At 65.5% G+C, this 17,937-nt stretch carries 11 protein-coding genes and 1 pseudogene; 4 read left to right on the top strand and 8 right to left on the bottom strand.

The features are described from left to right. Positions 1 to 288: 288 nt before the first annotated feature. Entirely contained in the window at positions 289 to 1,572 is a 1,284-nt protein-coding gene (locus B0G69_RS29630) for a YihY/virulence factor BrkB family protein (protein ID WP_121323460.1), read from the bottom strand. Positions 1,573 to 1,899: 327 nt separating this feature from the next. Here B0G69_RS29630 and B0G69_RS29625 point away from each other — a divergent pair, with 327 nt between their 5' ends. Continuing rightward, positions 1,900 to 2,439, top strand: a complete 540-nt coding sequence (locus B0G69_RS29625) for a YbaK/EbsC family protein (RefSeq protein ID WP_121323459.1) — start codon at positions 1,900 to 1,902, stop codon at positions 2,437 to 2,439. Between the two features lie 273 nt (positions 2,440 to 2,712). Next, positions 2,713 to 4,224: pseudogene (locus B0G69_RS29620) on the top strand (methyl-accepting chemotaxis protein). A 12-nt stretch (positions 4,225 to 4,236) separates the two neighbouring features. Here B0G69_RS29620 and B0G69_RS29615 read toward each other — a convergent pair. The 5 genes from B0G69_RS29615 to B0G69_RS29595 form a co-directional block, all read right to left on the bottom strand. Continuing rightward, entirely contained in the window at positions 4,237 to 4,683 is a 447-nt protein-coding gene (locus B0G69_RS29615) for a histidine kinase (protein WP_121323458.1), read from the bottom strand. Between the two features lie 160 nt (positions 4,684 to 4,843). After that, the gene (locus B0G69_RS29610) at positions 4,844 to 6,331 is read right to left on the bottom strand and encodes a SulP family inorganic anion transporter (RefSeq protein ID WP_121323457.1); all 1,488 of its coding nucleotides are present in this window, start codon (positions 6,329 to 6,331) and stop codon (positions 4,844 to 4,846) included. A gap of 264 nt (positions 6,332 to 6,595) precedes the next feature. Further along, positions 6,596 to 7,186: a YSC84-related protein gene (locus B0G69_RS29605; RefSeq protein ID WP_121323456.1), complete on the bottom strand. Its 591-nt coding sequence runs from the start codon at positions 7,184 to 7,186 to the stop codon at positions 6,596 to 6,598. A gap of 230 nt (positions 7,187 to 7,416) precedes the next feature. Further along, positions 7,417 to 8,805 (bottom strand): FAD-binding oxidoreductase, encoded by a 1,389-nt coding sequence (locus B0G69_RS29600; protein WP_121323455.1) that lies wholly within the window; start codon positions 8,803 to 8,805, stop codon positions 7,417 to 7,419. A gap of 354 nt (positions 8,806 to 9,159) precedes the next feature. Then, the gene (locus B0G69_RS29595; protein ID WP_121323454.1) at positions 9,160 to 9,921 is read right to left on the bottom strand and encodes a 3-oxoacyl-ACP reductase; all 762 of its coding nucleotides are present in this window, start codon (positions 9,919 to 9,921) and stop codon (positions 9,160 to 9,162) included. A 1,229-nt stretch (positions 9,922 to 11,150) separates the two neighbouring features. Between B0G69_RS29595 and B0G69_RS42830 the strand changes: the two genes are divergently transcribed. After that, positions 11,151 to 13,301, top strand: a complete 2,151-nt coding sequence (locus tag B0G69_RS42830; protein WP_158608995.1) for a hypothetical protein — start codon at positions 11,151 to 11,153, stop codon at positions 13,299 to 13,301. A 110-nt stretch (positions 13,302 to 13,411) separates the two neighbouring features. Here the strand turns inward: B0G69_RS42830 and pdeM are convergent, their stop codons facing one another. Next, positions 13,412 to 14,077: a ligase-associated DNA damage response endonuclease PdeM gene (gene pdeM, locus B0G69_RS29575; protein ID WP_121323451.1), complete on the bottom strand. Its 666-nt coding sequence runs from the start codon at positions 14,075 to 14,077 to the stop codon at positions 13,412 to 13,414. Beyond that, positions 14,074 to 16,719 carry a ligase-associated DNA damage response DEXH box helicase gene (locus B0G69_RS29570; RefSeq protein WP_121323450.1) on the bottom strand — a complete coding sequence of 882 codons (2,646 nt, stop codon included), beginning with the start codon at positions 16,717 to 16,719 and terminating at the stop codon, positions 14,074 to 14,076. Before B0G69_RS29570 ends, pdeM begins: the two co-directional genes overlap by 4 nt. A 195-nt stretch (positions 16,720 to 16,914) precedes the next feature. On the opposite strand from B0G69_RS29570, the gene B0G69_RS29565 reads away from it, so the two are divergent. After that, positions 16,915 to 17,793, top strand: coding sequence for a carbon-nitrogen hydrolase family protein (locus B0G69_RS29565; protein WP_241991506.1), 879 nt, complete (start codon positions 16,915 to 16,917; stop codon positions 17,791 to 17,793). Positions 17,794 to 17,937: the final 144 nt, after the last annotated feature.

Raw genomic sequence — 17,937 nt, 5'->3', positions numbered from 1 at the left:
GGATTATTTCTGTTTGAGCAATATTTATTCGTTGATTGAGCATTATTGTTGTTTTGTTGACAGTGACGGATTGGTTATCGCCACATTTGGCATTGATTTGAAGGCATTGTGTAAGAAAGTCGTCTATTCGTCTGGACGATTCCGGTAACGAAAACGCAAAGACGGAAAGACGAGTGTCCGGAGAAAAGCTGGACGGAATCGATATGCTTTGGGCAGGCGCAACCGGGCGCCCGCGCAGCGGTGCAACCGTTGGCGTGCGGATAGCGGGTTCGAGATTGCGCCTGGGGATCAGCGATCGTCGCCCGTGCGGCGTGCCACCGTTGCCGCAGCCAGCCCGGCCGCCGCGGCAAGCAGCACCGAGGTCCACGGATTACGCCTGACGTAGCGATCCGCCGCCGCCGCTTTGCGGCCGGCTTCGACGAGCACGTCGGCGGCGAGGCGGGTGGCCTGCGCTTCCGCCGTGGCGACACCGCGTCCAACCTTGACGGCGGTCGCGCGCGCCGAAGCGCCATTGTGCGCCGGTGTGCGGGAAGCGGTTGCAGACGCCGCTGCGGACGGCACTCCACTGGCGGGTGTGCGCGCCGCGTGTCTGGATGCCGCCGCGTCGGCATACCCCGGTACCGTCGACGCCGCCAGCACCGACGCGAGTTTCGCGCGGCTGCCCGGTGGCGCGCCCGCCTGGATGCCCCAGCCGCCGCGCGGATCGTGCAGGCGCCCGCGCGCCGCCGAAAATTCCGCGCCGAGCAGCAGCACAACCGCCGAGAAGTACAGCCACATCAGCAGCACCGCGAGCGAGCCCGCCGCGCCGAACGACGTCGCCATACCCGCGTGCGCCAGATACAGCGCGAACAGTTTCTTGCCCGCCGAAAACAGCACGGCCGCGACAATGCCGCCGACGAACGCATCGCGCCAGCGCACCGTGGCGTCCGGCAGAAACTTGAGCAGGGCGGCGAACGCGAACACCAGCACCAGCAGGCCGACGCCCAGTTGCAGCAGGTTGCCGATCATCACGTACGGCGAGTTGCCCCACAGCCAGTTGCCGACAAACGTGATGACCGTATCGAGCACCAGCGAAACGATCAACAGGAAGGCGACGCCCAGCACCAGTCCGAACGAAATCAGGCGCACCCGCACCAGTGCGATCACGCTGGAGGTGCGCGGTCCGGTGTAAGGCCACACCTGATTGAGCGCGTTATTGAGCGACGAAAACGTGGCCGACGCGCCGATCGCCAGCGCCGAAAACGAGATGATCGCCGCGATGCCGCCCGCATTGCCGCTGTGATGCGCGTTTTCGACGATGGTCTGGACACCCGCGGCCGCCTGGTCGCCGAGCAAGCCGTTGATGTGGTGGTACAGCTCGCCGCGCGCGGCGGCGGCGCCGAAGAACCAGCCGGCTACCGCGATCACCATCACCAGCGTCGGCGCGAGCGAGAAGGCGGCATAGAAGGCGATGCTGGCGGCCATCGCGGCGCAGCGGTCGTCGGCGAACTGCTTGAATGCGCCGATCGCCCAGTTGGCCTGCTTGCGGGCGACGTGCTGGAGGTTCTCGGAGGAAAGGGTGTCGATGTCCATATCGTGTTTCTCAATGGGATGCCGGCGTGGCAAACGCCGTGTGCGAGCCGTTGAGGTGGCCCCGACGTAGTCTTCGCCGCAGTCGTCGCCGCAGTCGTCGCATGAGTGCCTTGCGCAAACCTTGTGCCCGTCACTATATACAAGCAAATAGCGCGGCGGGCGCTCGTCGCCGGAAACGGGTCACGAGGGGCCGGCAGGGCCCGACGGCGGCGGCTCGCGCGAGGCGATGCCGGCCCGACACGCGCCACGCGCCACGCTCCACGCGATGCGCGCAAGCGAAGTGTGCCGTTAGAATGCGGAGGCATTCTCAACCCTCGCTCATTCACTATGCATTCGCACGAACTCGTACAGCAGCTGGACGTCATTGCGGCGGAACAATGGAGCGCGCGCTTGCCCGTGCACGTGGTCGAGCAGTTGCCGGCTCATGGCGTAACGGTCTTCCAGGTCACCGACGATGCCTCCGACACCGCCGCATTCAGCGCGCGCTATGGCTTCGGCCTCGAAGACTGCGCGAACACGATCGTCATCCGCTACAAGAAAGAGGGTGCCGAGCACTATGCGGCGGTGGTCTCGCTGGGTTCGCTGCGGCTCGACATCAACGGTGCGGTGAAGGCGGCACTGGGCGCGCAGCGGCTCTCGTTCGCCAAACGCGAGCAGGCGGTGGAGCACAGCGGCATGGAATTCGGCGGTATCACCGCGTTTGGCTTGCCGGCCGACTGGCGCATCCTCGTCGACGCCGCCGTGATGCAGCGTGCGCAGATCGTGATGGGCGCAGGCGTGCGCGCGGCCAAGCTGCTGCTCGCGCCTGACGTGCTGCGGCAGTGGCCGCGCTGCGAAGTCGCGTCGCTCACGTTGCCGCCCGAGTGAGGCGGGACGTGCCCGACGTGCCGGCAGGCGAAGCTGGACCATCGCACAGCATGCGCGGGCAAGAGCCTCCGCGCTCAGTTGGCGTGGTGCCCGCTACCGGTCACCCCCGCGCATTGAAGAATAAAACCCGAAGTTTTCCCCCGTTCCGCCGTTAATCCAGCAGTCGACATGAACCGTCGCGGCACACGCTCGCGCGGATGCCGGCGAAGTACAAAGGATACGGAGATGGAACGGTTTCGCCTGAAAGTGCGTCTTTAGCTCGCGCTCGCTGTGATGTGCACGGGCATTCTGGCGATCGGCCTGTGAGGCGCTTTCAAAGCACGCGACACGATGATCGCCGACCGCCAGGCGGAGCTCGAGAGCGTCGTCAGCGTCGCGTACAGCGTGCTGGATCGCTATAACGGTCTGGCCGCGGCCGGCACGCTGCCACTCGCCGATGCGCAGCGCGCGGCGATGGATGACCTGCGCGCGATGCGCTACGACGGCGCTGGCGGCTACCTCGTGCTGGAAGACAGCCACGCCCGCGTGCTGATGCACGGCACACGCGCCGATCTGGTCGGCAAGGACATGACGGGCGTCACCGATCCGGACGGGCGGCATGTGTTCAAGGAAGGCTCGGAGCAAACCCAGCGCGAAGGCGAAGCGTTCGTCCACCTGCAATTTCCGAAGCCGGGCTCGAGCCAGCTCGCGCCGAAGATCAACTACATGCGGCTCTACAAGCCGTGGGACTGGACCATCGTCACCGGCGTCTATACCGACGACATCGACAGCGCGTTTTACACGGCGCTCATGACGTACGCGGGCGCGTCGCTGCTGCTGAGCGTGCTGGTGTCGCTCGTGATCGGTGTGATCCTGCGCAGCATCCTGCGGCAGCTCGGCGGCGAACCGGCCTACGCGGCACAGATCGCCTCGCGGATCGCCGACGGCGATCTCGACGTGGTCGTCGAGACGAAAGCCGGCGACGAGACCAGCCTGCTCGCCGCGATGCGGCGCATGCAGCATCGCCTCGCGCAGGCGATCACGCAGATTCGCGGCGGCGCCACGCTGATCGCAACGGTGTCCCACGAGATTGCCGCCGGCAACGCGGACCTGTCGCGCCGCACCGAACAGCAGGCGAGCGCGCTCGGCGAAACCGCGTCTAGCATGGAGCAGATCACCGCGACCGTAAAACAGAACGCCGACAACGCGAAGCAGGCCAGCCAGCTCGCGCACAACGCATCGGAGACGGCGGCGCGCGGCGGCGAAGTGGTCGGCCAGGTGGTCGAGACCATGCGCGGCATCTCGCAGTCGTCGTACCGGATCGGCGACATCATCGGCGTGATCGAGGGGATTGCGTTTCAGACCAACATTCTTGCGTTGAACGCCGCGGTCGAAGCGGCGCGCGCCGGCGAGGAAGGGCGCGGCTTCGCCGTGGTGGCCGGCGAAGTGCGCACGCTCGCGCAACGCAGCGCGGCGGCCGCGAAGGAAATCAAGGCGCTGATCGAGGAGTCGGCGGCGCAGATCGCGGGCGGCTCGCAGTACGTCGGCCGCGCCGGCGACACCATGCAGGAAGTCGTGCTGGCGGTACGCCGCGTGACGGACATCATGGGCGAGATCAGCGCGGCGTCGGTGGAACAGAGCTCGGGCATCGAGCAGGTCAACATCGCGGTCGCGAGCATGGATCAGACGACCCAGCAGAACGCGGCGCTGGTGGAAGAAGCGAGCGCTTCCGCCGAGGTGCTCAAGGAGCTGACCGGCCAGTTGTCCGCGGCGATTGCGGTGTTCACGCTGCCGCAGCAGCGCTGAACCGGCGCTCGCTCACGCGGGCGCAAAGTAGCCTTCGATGATATCGACCACGCGCCACAGCGAGCATGGCCGCCTGCAATGGCCGTCGAAACCGGCTTCTTTGAGCGGACCAATCGGATCGAGCGGCCAGATATTGCTCATTGCCAGCAAAAGGATGCTGGCGTGGGCGGGTTCGGCGCGCACGGTGCGGGCGAACTGGTAGACCGCCGGCGAGTCGAGCCGGGTGTCCAGCAACACCGCGTGGGGACTCCACCGCTTCAGGAAACACTGCAACCTGCCCAGATCCGCGGCATAGATCGCATCGTATGCCTTCACCGAAAGCAGCCGCACCAGCGAGTCGCCGATGGCCTTGTCGCGATGCGCGATCAGGATGCGGCGCGAAGGCTGCTCGGCCGTCGCGCTGCGCCGATTCCAGATCGCAAATTCGGTTTCATCGTCAAGGGATACTCGTCTCGTCACTGGGGCCTCCGCCAGACCTTCATGCGCGAAAACATCTAATGTAGTGAAAAAGAAAGGTTAGCGGCGGAATTTACCTTTCATCAACAACTACATACCGCGCCTTGCCTCCGGCATCCGGCGCAGACAGGGAAGCGAACCGCGCCGGTTTGTGCCGCGCGCATCATGCGAGGCCAATTCCCGCGCGAGTGAGCAAACGCTGATTGCGCTCCGAGAGATTCTTCATGCGCAACTGCTTGCCGGCTTTGCGATAGCGCTCGACCAATCCCTGCAACGCGGCCAGCGCGGAATGATCCGCCAACAGCAGGTGGCTGCAATCGACTGTGACGCGTTGGGGATCGTCGAGCGGATCGAACAGCTCGTGAAAACGCGTGGTCGACGCGAAGAAGAGCGTGCCGCGCGGCACGTAGGTTTTGTCGCCGGCACTGTCTTCGACATGCGCGTGGATTTCGCGGGCATGCTGCCATGCGAAGTTGAGCGCGGCGATCACGATGCCGCACATCACCGCAATCGCCAGATCGGAGAACACGGTGATGATGGTGACCGCGACGATCACCAGCGCGTCGTTGCGCGGCACCTTGCCGAGCACGCGCAGCGAGCCCCAGGCGAAGGTCTGCTGTGCCACCACGAACATCACGCCCACCAGTGCCGCGAGCGGAATGCGTTCGATCAGCGGCGACAGGAACAGGATGTACATCAGGATCATCACGCCGCTGACGATGCCCGACAGCCGCGAACGGCCGCCCGAATTCAGATTGATCATGGTCTGGCCGATCATCGCGCAGCCGCCCATGCCGCCGAACAGACCCGACGCGATATTCGCCGCGCCCAGCGCGAGGCATTCGCGGTTCGGCTGGCCGCGCATTTCCGTGATCTCGTCGGTCAGATTGAAGGTGAGCAGTGTTTCGAGCAAGCCGACGATCGCCATCAGCACCGCGTAGGGCAGCACCACGTCCAGCGTGTCCAGATTCAGCGGCACCGTGGGCAGATGCAGCGTGGGCAGCCCGCCTGCGATGTGCGCCATGTCGCCGAGCGTGCGCGTGGGCAGATGCAGCAGTTGCGTGAAGAGCCCCACGCCGACGATCGCCACCAGCGCGGGCGGCGCGGCGCGCGTGAGCCGTGGCAGCAGATAGACGATCGCCATGGTCAGCGCGACGAGGCCGCACATCATCGCCAGCGCGCTGCCGTGCAGCCACTGTGCGCCTTGCGGCGTGCTCTGTTTGAAGTGCGCGAGCTGCGCGGTGGCGATGACGATCGCGAGGCCGTTGACGAAGCCGAGCATCACCGGATGCGGTACCATGCGGATCAACTTGCCGAGGCGCAACGCGCCGAACAGCACCATCACAATGCCGCTGAGTATCACGGTGGCGAGCAGATATTGCGCACCGTGCTGCACGACCAGCGCGACGATGACCACCGCCATCGACCCCGCGGCCCCGGAAATCATGCCGGGCCGCCCGCCGAACAATGCGGTGATGGTGCAGATGAAGAACGCGCCATAGAGGCCCATCAACGGATTGAGGTGGGCGACCAGCGCGAAGGCGATGCATTCCGGCACCAGCGCGAACGACGAGGTCAGGCCTGCGAGCACATTGCTTCTGATGCCGGGCAGCGCAGCGGGCCGACCGTGAGTGGGACTAGCGGTGTTCATTGTCAACGAGGTGGGGAGCGCGGGAGCGCGTGGGCAAGCGGCGTACGTGGCGAGGCACGTGGCGCGGCGCAAGTTGCGTCCGGTGGCCAGGCATTTAGCCCTGACCGGAGACGATCGCAAAATGGCGAAAGGGGTGCATTTTACAGCAGTACGGTCGATGTGACCGGTGAGGCGGGCAAGGTCGCAACCGCACGGGACACCGCGACCTCGCCTGATGCCGGCGTCACGCAACTGGCGAGCGGCTGCGTGACGAGGTTCGGACGCTCAGATGATCAGGCGCGACACCTTGGTCCCTTCGACCGACACGCCGGCCATCAGGCCGCCGTTCGTCAGCACGAACGCTTCGACCGGGCTGGTGGCGGTGGACGTGTCGACCGCGCCGTTCGCGCCGACCTTCAGCACCGCGACGGTGGCATCCGCGCCGGCCGCCCATCCCTGGCTGTGGAGGAATGTGTCCAGCGCTTCCTGCGTCATGAACAGGAAGATGAGCGCCTTCGACTGCGCGCCGATCTGCAAACCGAACGACCCCGCGACGGTGCTATAGAAGCCCGTCGTCTGACCGCTCACCCGCAGAGCGCCCTCGCCGTATTGTCCGCCGACCCAGAAGCCCGCCGAAATGACGGACGGGAACACCAGCACGCCGCGCGCCTTCGCGACCAGTTCGCGCGAACCGTGGACGTTTTCGTAGAGGCGCGCGAGTGTTGCGTCGACACCGGCGTTGATCGTATCGCGCTTGCCGGCGTTGGCCGAAGGCGAAGCGCTGGAGGACGGCGAAGTCGTCGTGCAACCGGCGAGGCTGAGGCCAGCGCAGGCCAGGGCAGCGCTGCCGGTCAGGATGAGTTGTCGTCTGCGCATGTTGGTTTTGTCCTTTTACGTGATGGAGGTGACGGGAGGGCGGGTGCCGTTTCGCTTCCCGTGCGTTTGCCGGGGCGATGATGCCTTGCCCCGCTGGCGGCACGCCCGCACGACGGTGGTGAAACAGCAAATAGCGTACCCGACCCCGCGCGTCTGCGCAGGGACGGCGGGGTTGGCTCGGAGTTGGTGTGAATCGGCGAGGTCGTGCGTTGCTTGCTCGCCTGCAGCTGTTAAGCCGCCGGTCGAATGTTCTGGTTGTGGCGGAAAAGATTGTGCGGGTCGTAGCGGCTTTTTACCGCGACGAGCCGTTCGTAGTTCGGCCCGTAGGCTTCGGCGACACGGCCGCCTTCCTCCTGCGTCATGAAGTTGACGTACACGCTGCCGAGCGAGAACGGCGCGGCGGCATCGAAGAATGCACGCGACCACGCGATGCAGCGCTCGTCGTCGGCGGCATCGTCCCAGCGGCCGTGGACGTTCATCGCGTACTGCGTATCGCGGCTCGGGTAGGCGGTGGCCGCGACCGGCACGCGCTGCGTTTGCGCACCGATCTGGCCGAAGAAAATCTCGCACTGCGGCGTCGGCAGGTTGCCGATCGCACTGAGCAGCGCGTCGATCAGACCATCGTCGATGCCGCCGAGATTGTGCGACTTCCAGTAATTGCGCGCGCCCGGCGTGAGCAGCGGGTCGAACGCCTGCTGCCACATCACGTACGGCATCGGGCCGAGATGTTCGCCGACCGGTGTCCCGAAGCCGCGCACGGCTTCCACCACGGACGGCCCGTCGTCGACCGGCCCGCTATAGCACATCGCGAACACGATCACCGGCGTGCCATGAACTTCCGGCGGCAGGAAAGGCAGCGGCGGCGCAAGCCGCAACACCGCCCACACGCTGAGGTCCTCCGGCATGCCGGCGTGCGCGGCGCGGTACTTGACGAGCGCGTCTTTCGCCTGCGCGATCGGCAGCACGACGAGGCCGCCGTACACGAGCGGTCCGAACGGATGCAACTGGAATTCGAATGACGTGACGACGCCGAAATTGCCGCCGCCGCCGCGTATCGCCCAGAACAGGTCTTCGTGCGAATCGGCGCTGGCGCGGACCAGTTCGCCGTTGGCGGTGACGACGTCCGCCGACAACAGATTGTCGACCGTCATGCCGTATTTGCGGCTGAGCCAGCCGAAGCCGCCACCGAGCGTCAAGCCCGCGACGCCGGTGGTCGAGTTGATGCCGAGCGGCGTCGCGAGTCCGAAAGCCTGGGCTTCATGGTCGAAGTCGTGCAGTGTCGCGCCCGGTTCGACATACGCGCGCCGCGCTTGCGGGTCGATACGCACCGACTTCATCGACGACAGATCGAGCACGAGACCATCGTCGCAAAGCGCGCTGCCGCCGATGTTGTGACCGCCGCCGCGAATCGCCAGCGGCAGGTTGTTGTCGCGCGCGAAGGCGACGCCGTAGCGCACGTCGGCGGCGCCGGCGCAACGCAGGATCAGCGCCGGACGCCGGTCGATCATCGCATTCCAGATACTGCGTGCCTGATCGTAGCTCGCATCGCCAGGCTGCAGGAGCTGGCCCCGGATCGCGGATTTCAATTCGTCGGTAGCGCTGCTGGACACGTTAACCATGACTTGCCTCATTGGAGAGTGAACGGCGATTCCCTCATCGCTATTCGGATGACCAAAGCAAACGGAACGCCGAAACAGAAAGCTAATTGAGAGCTTTGCTTGGGTCCAGTAAACGGGGCAGTCTGGCTAAGTCAAACACAGGTAAACCCGCGCTTGCCGGCGATCTCGCGCAAGCGCTCATGCGGCAAGCGTCCTGGCGCCACGCAGGCGACGATGAGCGGGCCGGCGTCGCGGATGGTGGAAATACTTCGGGAAAAGATCGTGCGGCGAAGTGTTGGATTGCGCCGCGCTGGTGGTTGCGCAGCGACACTTTTGGCGTGGCCCGCCTGCATGCGGGCTAGCCGCGCGGGAGAATCAGCCCTTCACGAGACCGCCGTCGACGATCAGATTCTGGCCCGTCACCGCGCGCGCCCAAGGCGACAGGAAAAACAGCACGGCGTCGGCGAATGCCTCGGGCGTCGTGACGCGCCGCAGCGGCGTGGAATTCGCGATCAGGTCGAAGACGAATTCCGGGGTGGCCGCGCTCGCGTCGGTGGTGCGCAGCAGACCGCCCGACACCATGTTGACCGTGATGCCGTCGGGGCCGAGATCGTGCGCGGCGGTGCGCGTGAGCGAGAGCAATGCGGCTTTGGCCGCGGTGTAGTCGTGATACGGGACCACGGGATTCTGAAACAGATTGGTGCCGACGTTGACGATGCGCCCGAACCCGCGCGCGCGCATGCCGGCAGCGGCTGCCTGCATCGTGTTGAGCGCGCCTTTGAGCGAGCCGTCGAGTTGCTGCTGGAAACGCGACCAGTCGATGGAGTCGATCGAGGGGCGTGCGTCGCCGTCGAACTGGAAGTCGGCCAGCGCGTTGTTCACGACCGAGACGATGGCCTGGCCGGTTTGCGCGTGCGCGGCTTCGAACAGACGCGCGACCGCAGCGGTATCGGTGATGTCCGCCTGCAACGGCAGCACGCGCTCGCCGAGTTCCTCTCCCAGCGCGTGCGCCAGCGTCTCACTCTTGCGGTAATTCACGATCACGCCCGCGCCTTCGCGCACCAACGCTCGCGTGATGGCCGCGCCGAGTCCGCGGGCGCCGCCCGTCACCAGCACCCATTGATCGGATAGAAGCATCTGTTTTTCCTGTTGTCGATGAAGTTGCGAGGTTCGTATTGTTACCTGAGTTGAAGACTGCCTCCCTGTGTGGGATAGCGCACGAAGTGGCCAACCGCGATGGAAAGGTGGCGCCAGGTTTGTGAGGGACGTCTGATGAGGGGTGTTTCGCCGGCTTTTTTGCGGCTTCTGCGGTGATGGGTTGTGGTGCCGGGTCGAGGTTGAACAGTGATTGCGCACGGCACTCTCTTCGGTCCTGTCTGTGGGATTGCGCTCACTCGGTTTCGGCAGCCGCTCGCTTGTGTGCGGATGAACACGCAGAAAGATCTGCGGCGTACGTTTTAACCCTGGTGGTTTGACGAAAATCGCGTTGGACTGTGTCGATGCTTATTCGATTCAAGCGGGGAGTGAGAAGCATGGCTCTCGACATAATAGTTTGGACTGCGTATCTAAAAGATAAAAAGTCCGCAGTTTCAGAAGCTCTCGAATTGACTATTTTTTGACGGTTCTACCCGTGCCATTCGCTGGCAATAGATCCGCGATATCGCATTGCGTGGTCTAGCGCACGGTCGCCGTATGGCGCTCCGCATAACTTCAACGTCCATCAGGCCATGCTGTGCCGTTCTACGACGAAGTTCGCGCGCAGCCAGTCTCTTCTCTCGGATCACGCCAAATCGGACCGGGATTTTTCGCGAGAGAAGTACCACGCACGATGCACTTTTGCATCGCTCGCGGCAACGTCGACTGGGCTTTGAATTTTCGTTTTTAACAGTGAACAGGGATTCGTTCGTTATCTGGCCGGTCACTCTAGGTTGATAGTTAGGAGAATGAAATGAAAAGGCAAAACGGGGACGCGCGGGCATTGGGAACGCGGCGGGCGGTATTGGCGGTCGCGGTGAGTCTGTATGCGGCGATGGCGGGAGCGCAAACGAATCCGACGGGGTCGGCGGACTCGTCGACCAGTTCTGCTGGGCTGGTCGTGGCGCAGGCGTCGGCGATGGGTTGTCCGGCCGGCGGGGGGCCTGGTTGCGCGGTGCAGGGCGATGGCTTGTTCGCGCGAGGTCGGGGCGGCCTTGCGGCGGCGACGGTCGGATCAACCACGGGTTCGCAAAGCGGCGGCGGGGCTCCGTCTACTGGCTCGGGCAATAGCGGCGGAAACGGCGTGACCAACTCCGGCTCAGGCGGGAATGGTTCGGGGAGCACGGGCGGCAATGGCAGCGGCAGTGGCGGCGGGAAGGGTGGGGCGGGGGATGGCGGCTCGGGTGGTGACGGGCCGGGGAGTGGTGGCGGTGGCGGTGGCGGTGGTGGCGGTGGTGGTGATGGCGGTGATGGTGGTGACGGTGGTGATGGTGGCCATGGAGATGGTGGTCATGGACATGGTCACGGTCACGGTCATGGGCATGGACATGGGCATGGGCATGGGCATGGCGGCGATGGTGATGGTGGTCATGGTGATGGTGATGGTGATGGTGGTCATGGTCATGGTGATGGGCATGGCGGCGATGGCGGTCATGGACATGGTCATGGTGGCGATGGCGATGGCGGTCATGGACATGGCGGCGATGGCGATGGCGGTCATGGACATGGTCATGGCGGCGATGGCGATGGTGGTCATGGACATGGCGGGCACGGTGACGGTGGCCATGGCGAAGGTGGCCATGGCGGAATGGGGCATGGCGATGGCGGCCACGGTGACGGCGGTCATGGAGACGGCGGCCATGGCGGCACGGGTCATGGAGACGGCGGCCACGGCGATGGCGGTCAAGGCGACGGTGGCCATGGCGGTACGGGTCACGGAGATGGCGGCCACGGTGACGGCGGTCAAGGCGAAGGTGGCCATGGCGGCACGGGTCATGGAGACGGCGGCCACGGCGACGGCGGTCAAGGCGAAGGTGGCCATGGCGGCACGGGTCATGGAGACGGCGGCCACGGTGACGGCGGTCATGGCGACGGTGGCCATGGCGGTACGGGTCACGGTGATGGCGGCCACGGCGATGGTGGCCACGGCGATGGTGGCCATGGCGGTACGGGTCACGGAGATGGCGGCCACGGTGACGGCGGTCAAGGCGATGGTGGCCATGGCGGCACGGGTCATGGAGACGGCGGCCACGGCGATGGCGGTCAAGGCGACGGTGGCCATGGCGGTACGGGTCACGGAGATGGCGGCCACGGTGACGGCGGTCAAGGCGATGGTGGCCATGGCGGCACGGGTCATGGAGACGGCGGCCACGGTGACGGCGGTCAAGGCGATGGTGGCCATGGCGGTATGGGTCATGGTGACGGTGGTCATGGAGACGGCGGCCACGGCGATGGTGGCCATGGCGGCACGGGTCATGGAGATGGCGGCCACGGTGACGGCGGTCAAGGCGATGGTGGCCACAGCGGCACGGGTCACGGTGACGGCGGCCAAGGCAACGGCGGCGATGGTGGTGGAGGTCATAGCGGCACGGGTCATGGCGACGGTGGTCACGGTGATGGCAACGGTCCCGGCAATGGCGGTCATAGTGGCGGGCCAAGTAATGGCGGTCCCGGCAGCGGCGGCAACGGCGGAGGCTCGGGCAATGGTGGTTCCGGCAACGGAGGCCATGGTGGTGGCTCGGGCAGCGGCGGTTCCGGCCACGGAGGTCATGGTGGTGGCTCGGGCAACGGCGGCTCCGGAAATGGCGGTAACGGCGGCGCGGGTGGCGGTGGTTCCGGCAACGGAGGCCATGGCGGCGGCGCAGGCAACGGTGGCTCCGGAAATGGCGGTAACGGCGGTGGCGCGGGCGGCGGTGGTTCCGGCCACGGAGGCCATGGTGGTGGCTCGGGCAACGGCGGCTCCGGAAATGGCGGGAACGGCGGTGGCGCGGGTGGCGGTGGTTCCGGGCACGGAGGCCATGGCGGTGGCGCGGGCAACGGTGGATCCGGGAATGGCGGTAACGGCGGCGCGGGTGGCGGCGGTTCCGGCAATGGAGGCCATGGCGGCGGCTCGGGCAACGGCGGTGCTGGCAATGGTGGTGGCGCAGGCAACGGCGGCAACGGTGGCGGCGGTTCCGGCAACGGAGGCCATGGCAGCGGTGGAGGCAATGGTGGCGGCGCCGGCAACGGAGGCAACGGCGGCGGTTCCGGCAACGGTGGTCCCGGCAACGGCGGCAACGGCGGCAACGGAGGCCCGGGCAACGGTGGCAACGGTGGCAACGGCGGCCCAGGCAACGGCGGCCCAGGCAACGGCGGTCCGGGCAACGGCGCAGGCAACGGTGGTCCCGGCGGCAAGGGCGGTCCTGGCAACGGCGGCTTCGGTTCAGGCCGCGGTGGCTTCGGAGGTGGCTTCGGCTCTGGCCACGGCGGCTTCGGTGGCGGCTACGGCGGTGGTGGCGGCCATGGCGGTGGTCACGGAGGGGGCAACCACTAAACGAGGATAGTTTTACTCGCAGCGCGCGGAGGCCGGCAAGCCGACCTCCGCGCCAGATCAGGCAGCAGAAAACACAAGCAACCTACGCAAACCGAGTGGACGGTCCCCGTCCACTCACCCTCACGCACCACCCATCTCGATCACACGCTCCTGCACCACCAGAAACACCTTCTCTCCAGCAGCACGTCCCTCCTCGCGCGCTCCCCCGGTAAAGCTGCCGAAAGCCGCCAACACGCCACTCTCAATCCCGAACCGGAAACAAGGCACCCGCACCGAATCGGTCCGCGTCGTGATCCGATAGACCGGATGCACATGACCTGCGAGCGCATACGCGCCATCAACCCGCTGCGGCAGATGACACAACGCCCACGGCCCGACGAGCCAGGGTTCCCGCACAGACTCGATACCCAACGTCGACGGCAGCGCGCCCGCATGCCGGTCGTGATTGCCCTCCACCAGCACGACCCGCAATCGCGCATGTCGCGCGCGCCACGCATGCAGCGCATCGAGCACCTCCGGCACATGCGATTCGCGCGCGTGCAGCAGGTCGCCGAGAAACACGAGCATGATCGGGTCGAATTCTGCGATCAGAATGTCGAGGCGCATCAAGTTGTCGGCAGTCGAGCCGATCGGCACCGGGATGCCGCGCGCACGAAACACGGCATCCTTGCCGAAATGGGCGTCGGCGACGAACAGATAGCGAAGCAGAGGATCGAAACTCGCCCGCAAACCCGACAGCACCAGGGCATGCCCGGCGATGTGAACCGTCAACGATGAGGGCTTCATGCGCGCGCGGCCTTCTCGAGTTCGGCCAGCATCCGCTCGACGCGATCCGCGAGCTTTTCCGTGCTGACCTTCTCGCGCAAGCGCCCGACGATCAGCGGAAACGCAAACGGCGTCGGCTTCTTCGGCCGCGTCACCACCACCCGGCTCGCGTTCATGCGTTCGAGCGCGCGGCGCATCCGTTGCGCGTCGAGTTCCTGCAACAGCACTTCGTCATCGGCCTGATTGAGCAGCAGGTTGTCGCGATCGTGCTGACGGAAGATCTCGTAGAAGAGGCCACTCGACGCCTGCAATTGCCGCGCACTTTTCTGCTGGCCTGGATGCCCCTGAAACACCAGTCCCGACACGCGCGCGATTTCGCGAAAGCGACGCATCGACAGTTCGGACGAGTTGAGGCTGGCGAGAATGTCGTGCTCCAGTTCGTCGGGCGAGAGCAGGCCGCCTTGTAATTGCGCGGCCCAATCGAAGGGTTGCGCGGACAGCAGCTCGAACCCATAGTCGTTCATCGAAATCGAAAAGGTGCCGGGCTTCTCGCGCGCGACTCGCCATGCGAGCAACGCGCCCAGACCGATATGCGCGGTGCGCCCGGCAAACGGATAACAGAAGAAGTGATGTCCTTCACGCGACTTCACCAGTTCCACCACGAGCACGCCCGGCTCGGGCAATGCTGACCATTTCTGTTGCAATTCGAGCAGCGGCCGCACGGCGCGCATTTCGGGCTCGTCGAAGATACCGTCGGCGGCGCGCGCGAGCATTGTCAGCGTGGCGTCGGCGAGTTCGGACGAAAGCGGCATGCGGCTGCCCGCCCATTGCGGCATCGCTCCGCGCGAGGTCGTGGCGCGCCGCACCCACGCGGTCATGTCCTGCACACGGATCAATTCGAGCGCACGTCCGCCGAAAGTAAAAATATCCCCTGTTTTAAGGCGTGAAATGAACGACTCTTCGATCGCGCCGATGCGGCCACCCGACAGATACGCGACATTCAGCGTGCCATTCGCGACGATGGTACCGATGTTGTTGCGATGCCGCCGCACCAGATCCTCGCGCGGCACGCGGTACAGTCCGTCGCTTTCGCGCACCACGCGATGGTAGTCAGGGTACGCGCGCAGCGACGTGCCGCCGCCTTCGACAAAGCCGAGCGCCCAGTCGAACTCCGCTTGCGTCAGTTGTCGGTAAGCATAGGTGCCGCGAATTTCAGCATATAGTTCACGCGCATCGAAGCCGCCGCCGATCGCGACGGTGACGAGATGCTGGACCAGCACATCGAACGGTTTCTCCGGCGTTTCGCGGCCTTCTATCTGACGCTTGTCGACGGCCTCGCGCGCGGCGGCGGCTTCGACCAGTTCGAGCGCATGCGTCGGCACGATCGTCACCCGCGACGGGCGGCCAGGCGCATGCCCCGAGCGTCCCGCGCGCTGCATCAAACGCGCGACGCCCTTGGGCGAGCCGATCTGGAACACGCGCTCCACCGGCAGGAAATCGACGCCGAGATCGAGGCTCGACGTGCACACCACTACTTTCAGCAAGCCGTTCTTGAGGCCTCGCTCGACCCATTCGCGCACTTCCTGATCGAGCGAGCCGTGATGCAATGCAATGAGGCCGGCCCATTCGGGCCGCGCTTCGAGCAGCGCCTGATACCAGACCTCGCATTGCGAGCGGGTATTGGTAAACACGAGCGAGGTCTGCGCTTCGCCGATCGCATCGGCAACCGCGCCAACCTGGCGCATGCCCATATGGCCGCCCCAGGGAAACCGCTCGATGGTGTCGGGGATCACCGTATCGACGATCAGCGCTTTGGGCAGCGCGCCATGCACGCTGACGCGCGGCGTCTTCATGGGCGCGAGCAATACGTCGGCGGCGAAGGGCAGGTTGCCGAGCGTCGCCGACAAGCCCCATACCTGCAACTCGGGGCGCCAATGCGCAAGACGCGCGAGCGCGAGTTGTGTCTGCGTGCCGCGTTTGTTGCCGAGCAACTCATGCCATTCGTCGACGATCACGAGGCGCACGTGCGAGAGCACCTCGCGCGCGTCGGGCCGGGTGAGGATGAGCGTCAGGCTCTCGGGCGTCGTGACGAGAGCGGACGGCATGCGCCGGTTCTGTCGCGCGCGTTCGGCCGACGACGTGTCGCCGGTGCGCAGTCCGACGGTCCACGGCACCGCTAGCTCGGCCGCCGAACTTTGCAACGCGCGCGCGGTGTCGGCGGCTAGCGCGCGCATCGGCGTGATCCAGAGCACGGTGAGCGGGTCCGGGTGCGTGCGTGCCGTGCGCTTGCGGGACGAGGGTTCGGCCGTCGCGAAGGCGCCCAGCGCACCGAACCACACGGCCCAGGTTTTGCCCGCGCCGGTGGTCGCGTGCAGCAGGCCGCTCGCGCCTTGGCCGATTTCCGCCCAGACGTCGCGTTGAAAATCGAAGGGTTGCCAGCGGCGCGCTTCGAACCACTCGCGGAGTTTGTCGGCAAATGGGCGGCGCGCGGCGGCTTCGTCGAAAGCAAACGGGAGAGGTTCGAAGGCCGGCTCGCGTGCGTCGAGCCGCGCCTGCTGTTCGCGGCTGCGCGGAATCCGGCGTGCTCGGGGCGCCCGGCGCCGTTCCGGCGCGACAGAAGGTGCGGGAAGGAGGGACTCGTCGGAATCAGTCGGCGCGGTCATCGAAAGTACTCTTTGGGATGGGAGTCACGTGTCGACGAATGGGTCGGGGTGGATCTCTTATGTGGACTACCGAAGCGTGGCGGTGGTTCACATCGCAGCGCGGTCCGTGGTCAAATGCCGGGGCTTCGCTCGCTCATGCTTGCGCTCGAATCCGCACCGGCGCATGGCAACAGTCCATTCACCACGGAGTTCACGTTGAGTCACACACAAGTATCGTTACCGCAAACCTCATTACGAATCGCGACTGCGCAAGCACAACCGGTTCCCGGCGACGTGGCGGCCAACATCGCGAGAACGGTCGAATTGACCGGCGTCGCCGCCGATCAGGGCGCGAAACTGGTGGTTTTTCCCGAGAAATTTCTGAGCGGCTACGAGCCGGACCTGATTGCCGGCGACCCCGCGAAGTACGCATTCGACGCACACGATCCACGACTCGAGCCGATTCGCACGGTTTGCCGACAGCGCGAGATCGTGGTGATCGTTGGCGCGGCGACGTGCGGCAGGGTGGCTGAAGGTGGCGCTAATGGGCTGCATATCTCGTCGCTGATCTTCAACCGCGCCGGCGAACAGATCGAGCCGTATCACAAGCAGTATCTCTATAGCAGCGAGGCGCGCATTTACCAGCCGGGCTCGCAGGGCTGCATGCTGGAGCTCGACGGATGGCGGCTTGCTCTGAGCGTGTGCTACGACTCCGGCTTTCCCGAGCATGCGCGGCTTGCGGCGGTCAATGGTGCGCATGCCTATCTGGCCAGTGCGCTCTTCAGCGCAAAGACTGGCTATCACCAGTCGCGTATCTGGTTTCCCGCGCGTGCTTTCGACAACACCATGTACGTGCTGTTGTCGAATCACGTCGGTACGACCGGTGGGTGGGCAGCGTGCGGCGCGAGTGCAATCTGGAGTCCGTACGGCGACGTCATGGCGCAGGCCGGCCGTGATCGCGCCGAAGTGATTACCGCCTTACTCGATCCGGCAGTGCTGGCCTGCGTGCGTGAACGTGAAACGGTGCTTGCCGACTTCAACGCGCGAGGTGAGGTATTGGCGGCTAATAGATACAGGGTGCAACGCCTCGATTAAAGAGCGTTCAATCGAGCCTGGCCGTTGGTGCAATCGGGATATTGACGCTTTGGGCGGTTCTGGCACTCTCGTAATAGAGCGAATCGTCGGACACGTGCGCTATTTTCCGCGAGACTGGATTCGCGTCGATTACACGAGTCGACA

Source organism: Paraburkholderia sp. RAU2J, from assembly GCF_003634845.1.
Classification (GTDB): Bacteria; Pseudomonadota; Gammaproteobacteria; order Burkholderiales; family Burkholderiaceae; genus Paraburkholderia; species Paraburkholderia fynbosensis.
This window is presented reverse-complemented; position numbering and strand designations above follow the sequence as displayed.

What these genes read in the sequence shown, in the direction of transcription:
- B0G69_RS29630 (WP_121323460.1), bottom strand. Translation starts at nt 1,572, where the DNA reads ATGGACATCGACACCCTTTCCTCCGAGAACCTCCAGCACGTCGCCCGC.
- B0G69_RS29625 (WP_121323459.1), top strand. Translation starts at nt 1,900, where the DNA reads ATGCATTCGCACGAACTCGTACAGCAGCTGGACGTCATTGCGGCGGAA.
- B0G69_RS29610 (WP_121323457.1), bottom strand. Translation starts at nt 6,331, where the DNA reads ATGAACACCGCTAGTCCCACTCACGGTCGGCCCGCTGCGCTGCCCGGC.
- B0G69_RS29605 (WP_121323456.1), bottom strand. Translation starts at nt 7,186, where the DNA reads ATGCGCAGACGACAACTCATCCTGACCGGCAGCGCTGCCCTGGCCTGC.
- B0G69_RS29600 (WP_121323455.1), bottom strand. Translation starts at nt 8,805, where the DNA reads ATGGTTAACGTGTCCAGCAGCGCTACCGACGAATTGAAATCCGCGATC.
- B0G69_RS29595 (WP_121323454.1), bottom strand. Translation starts at nt 9,921, where the DNA reads ATGCTTCTATCCGATCAATGGGTGCTGGTGACGGGCGGCGCCCGCGGA.
- B0G69_RS42830 (WP_158608995.1), top strand. Translation starts at nt 11,151, where the DNA reads ATGGCGGCTCGGGTGGTGACGGGCCGGGGAGTGGTGGCGGTGGCGGTG.
- pdeM (WP_121323451.1), bottom strand. Translation starts at nt 14,077, where the DNA reads ATGAAGCCCTCATCGTTGACGGTTCACATCGCCGGGCATGCCCTGGTG.
- B0G69_RS29570 (WP_121323450.1), bottom strand. Translation starts at nt 16,719, where the DNA reads ATGACCGCGCCGACTGATTCCGACGAGTCCCTCCTTCCCGCACCTTCT.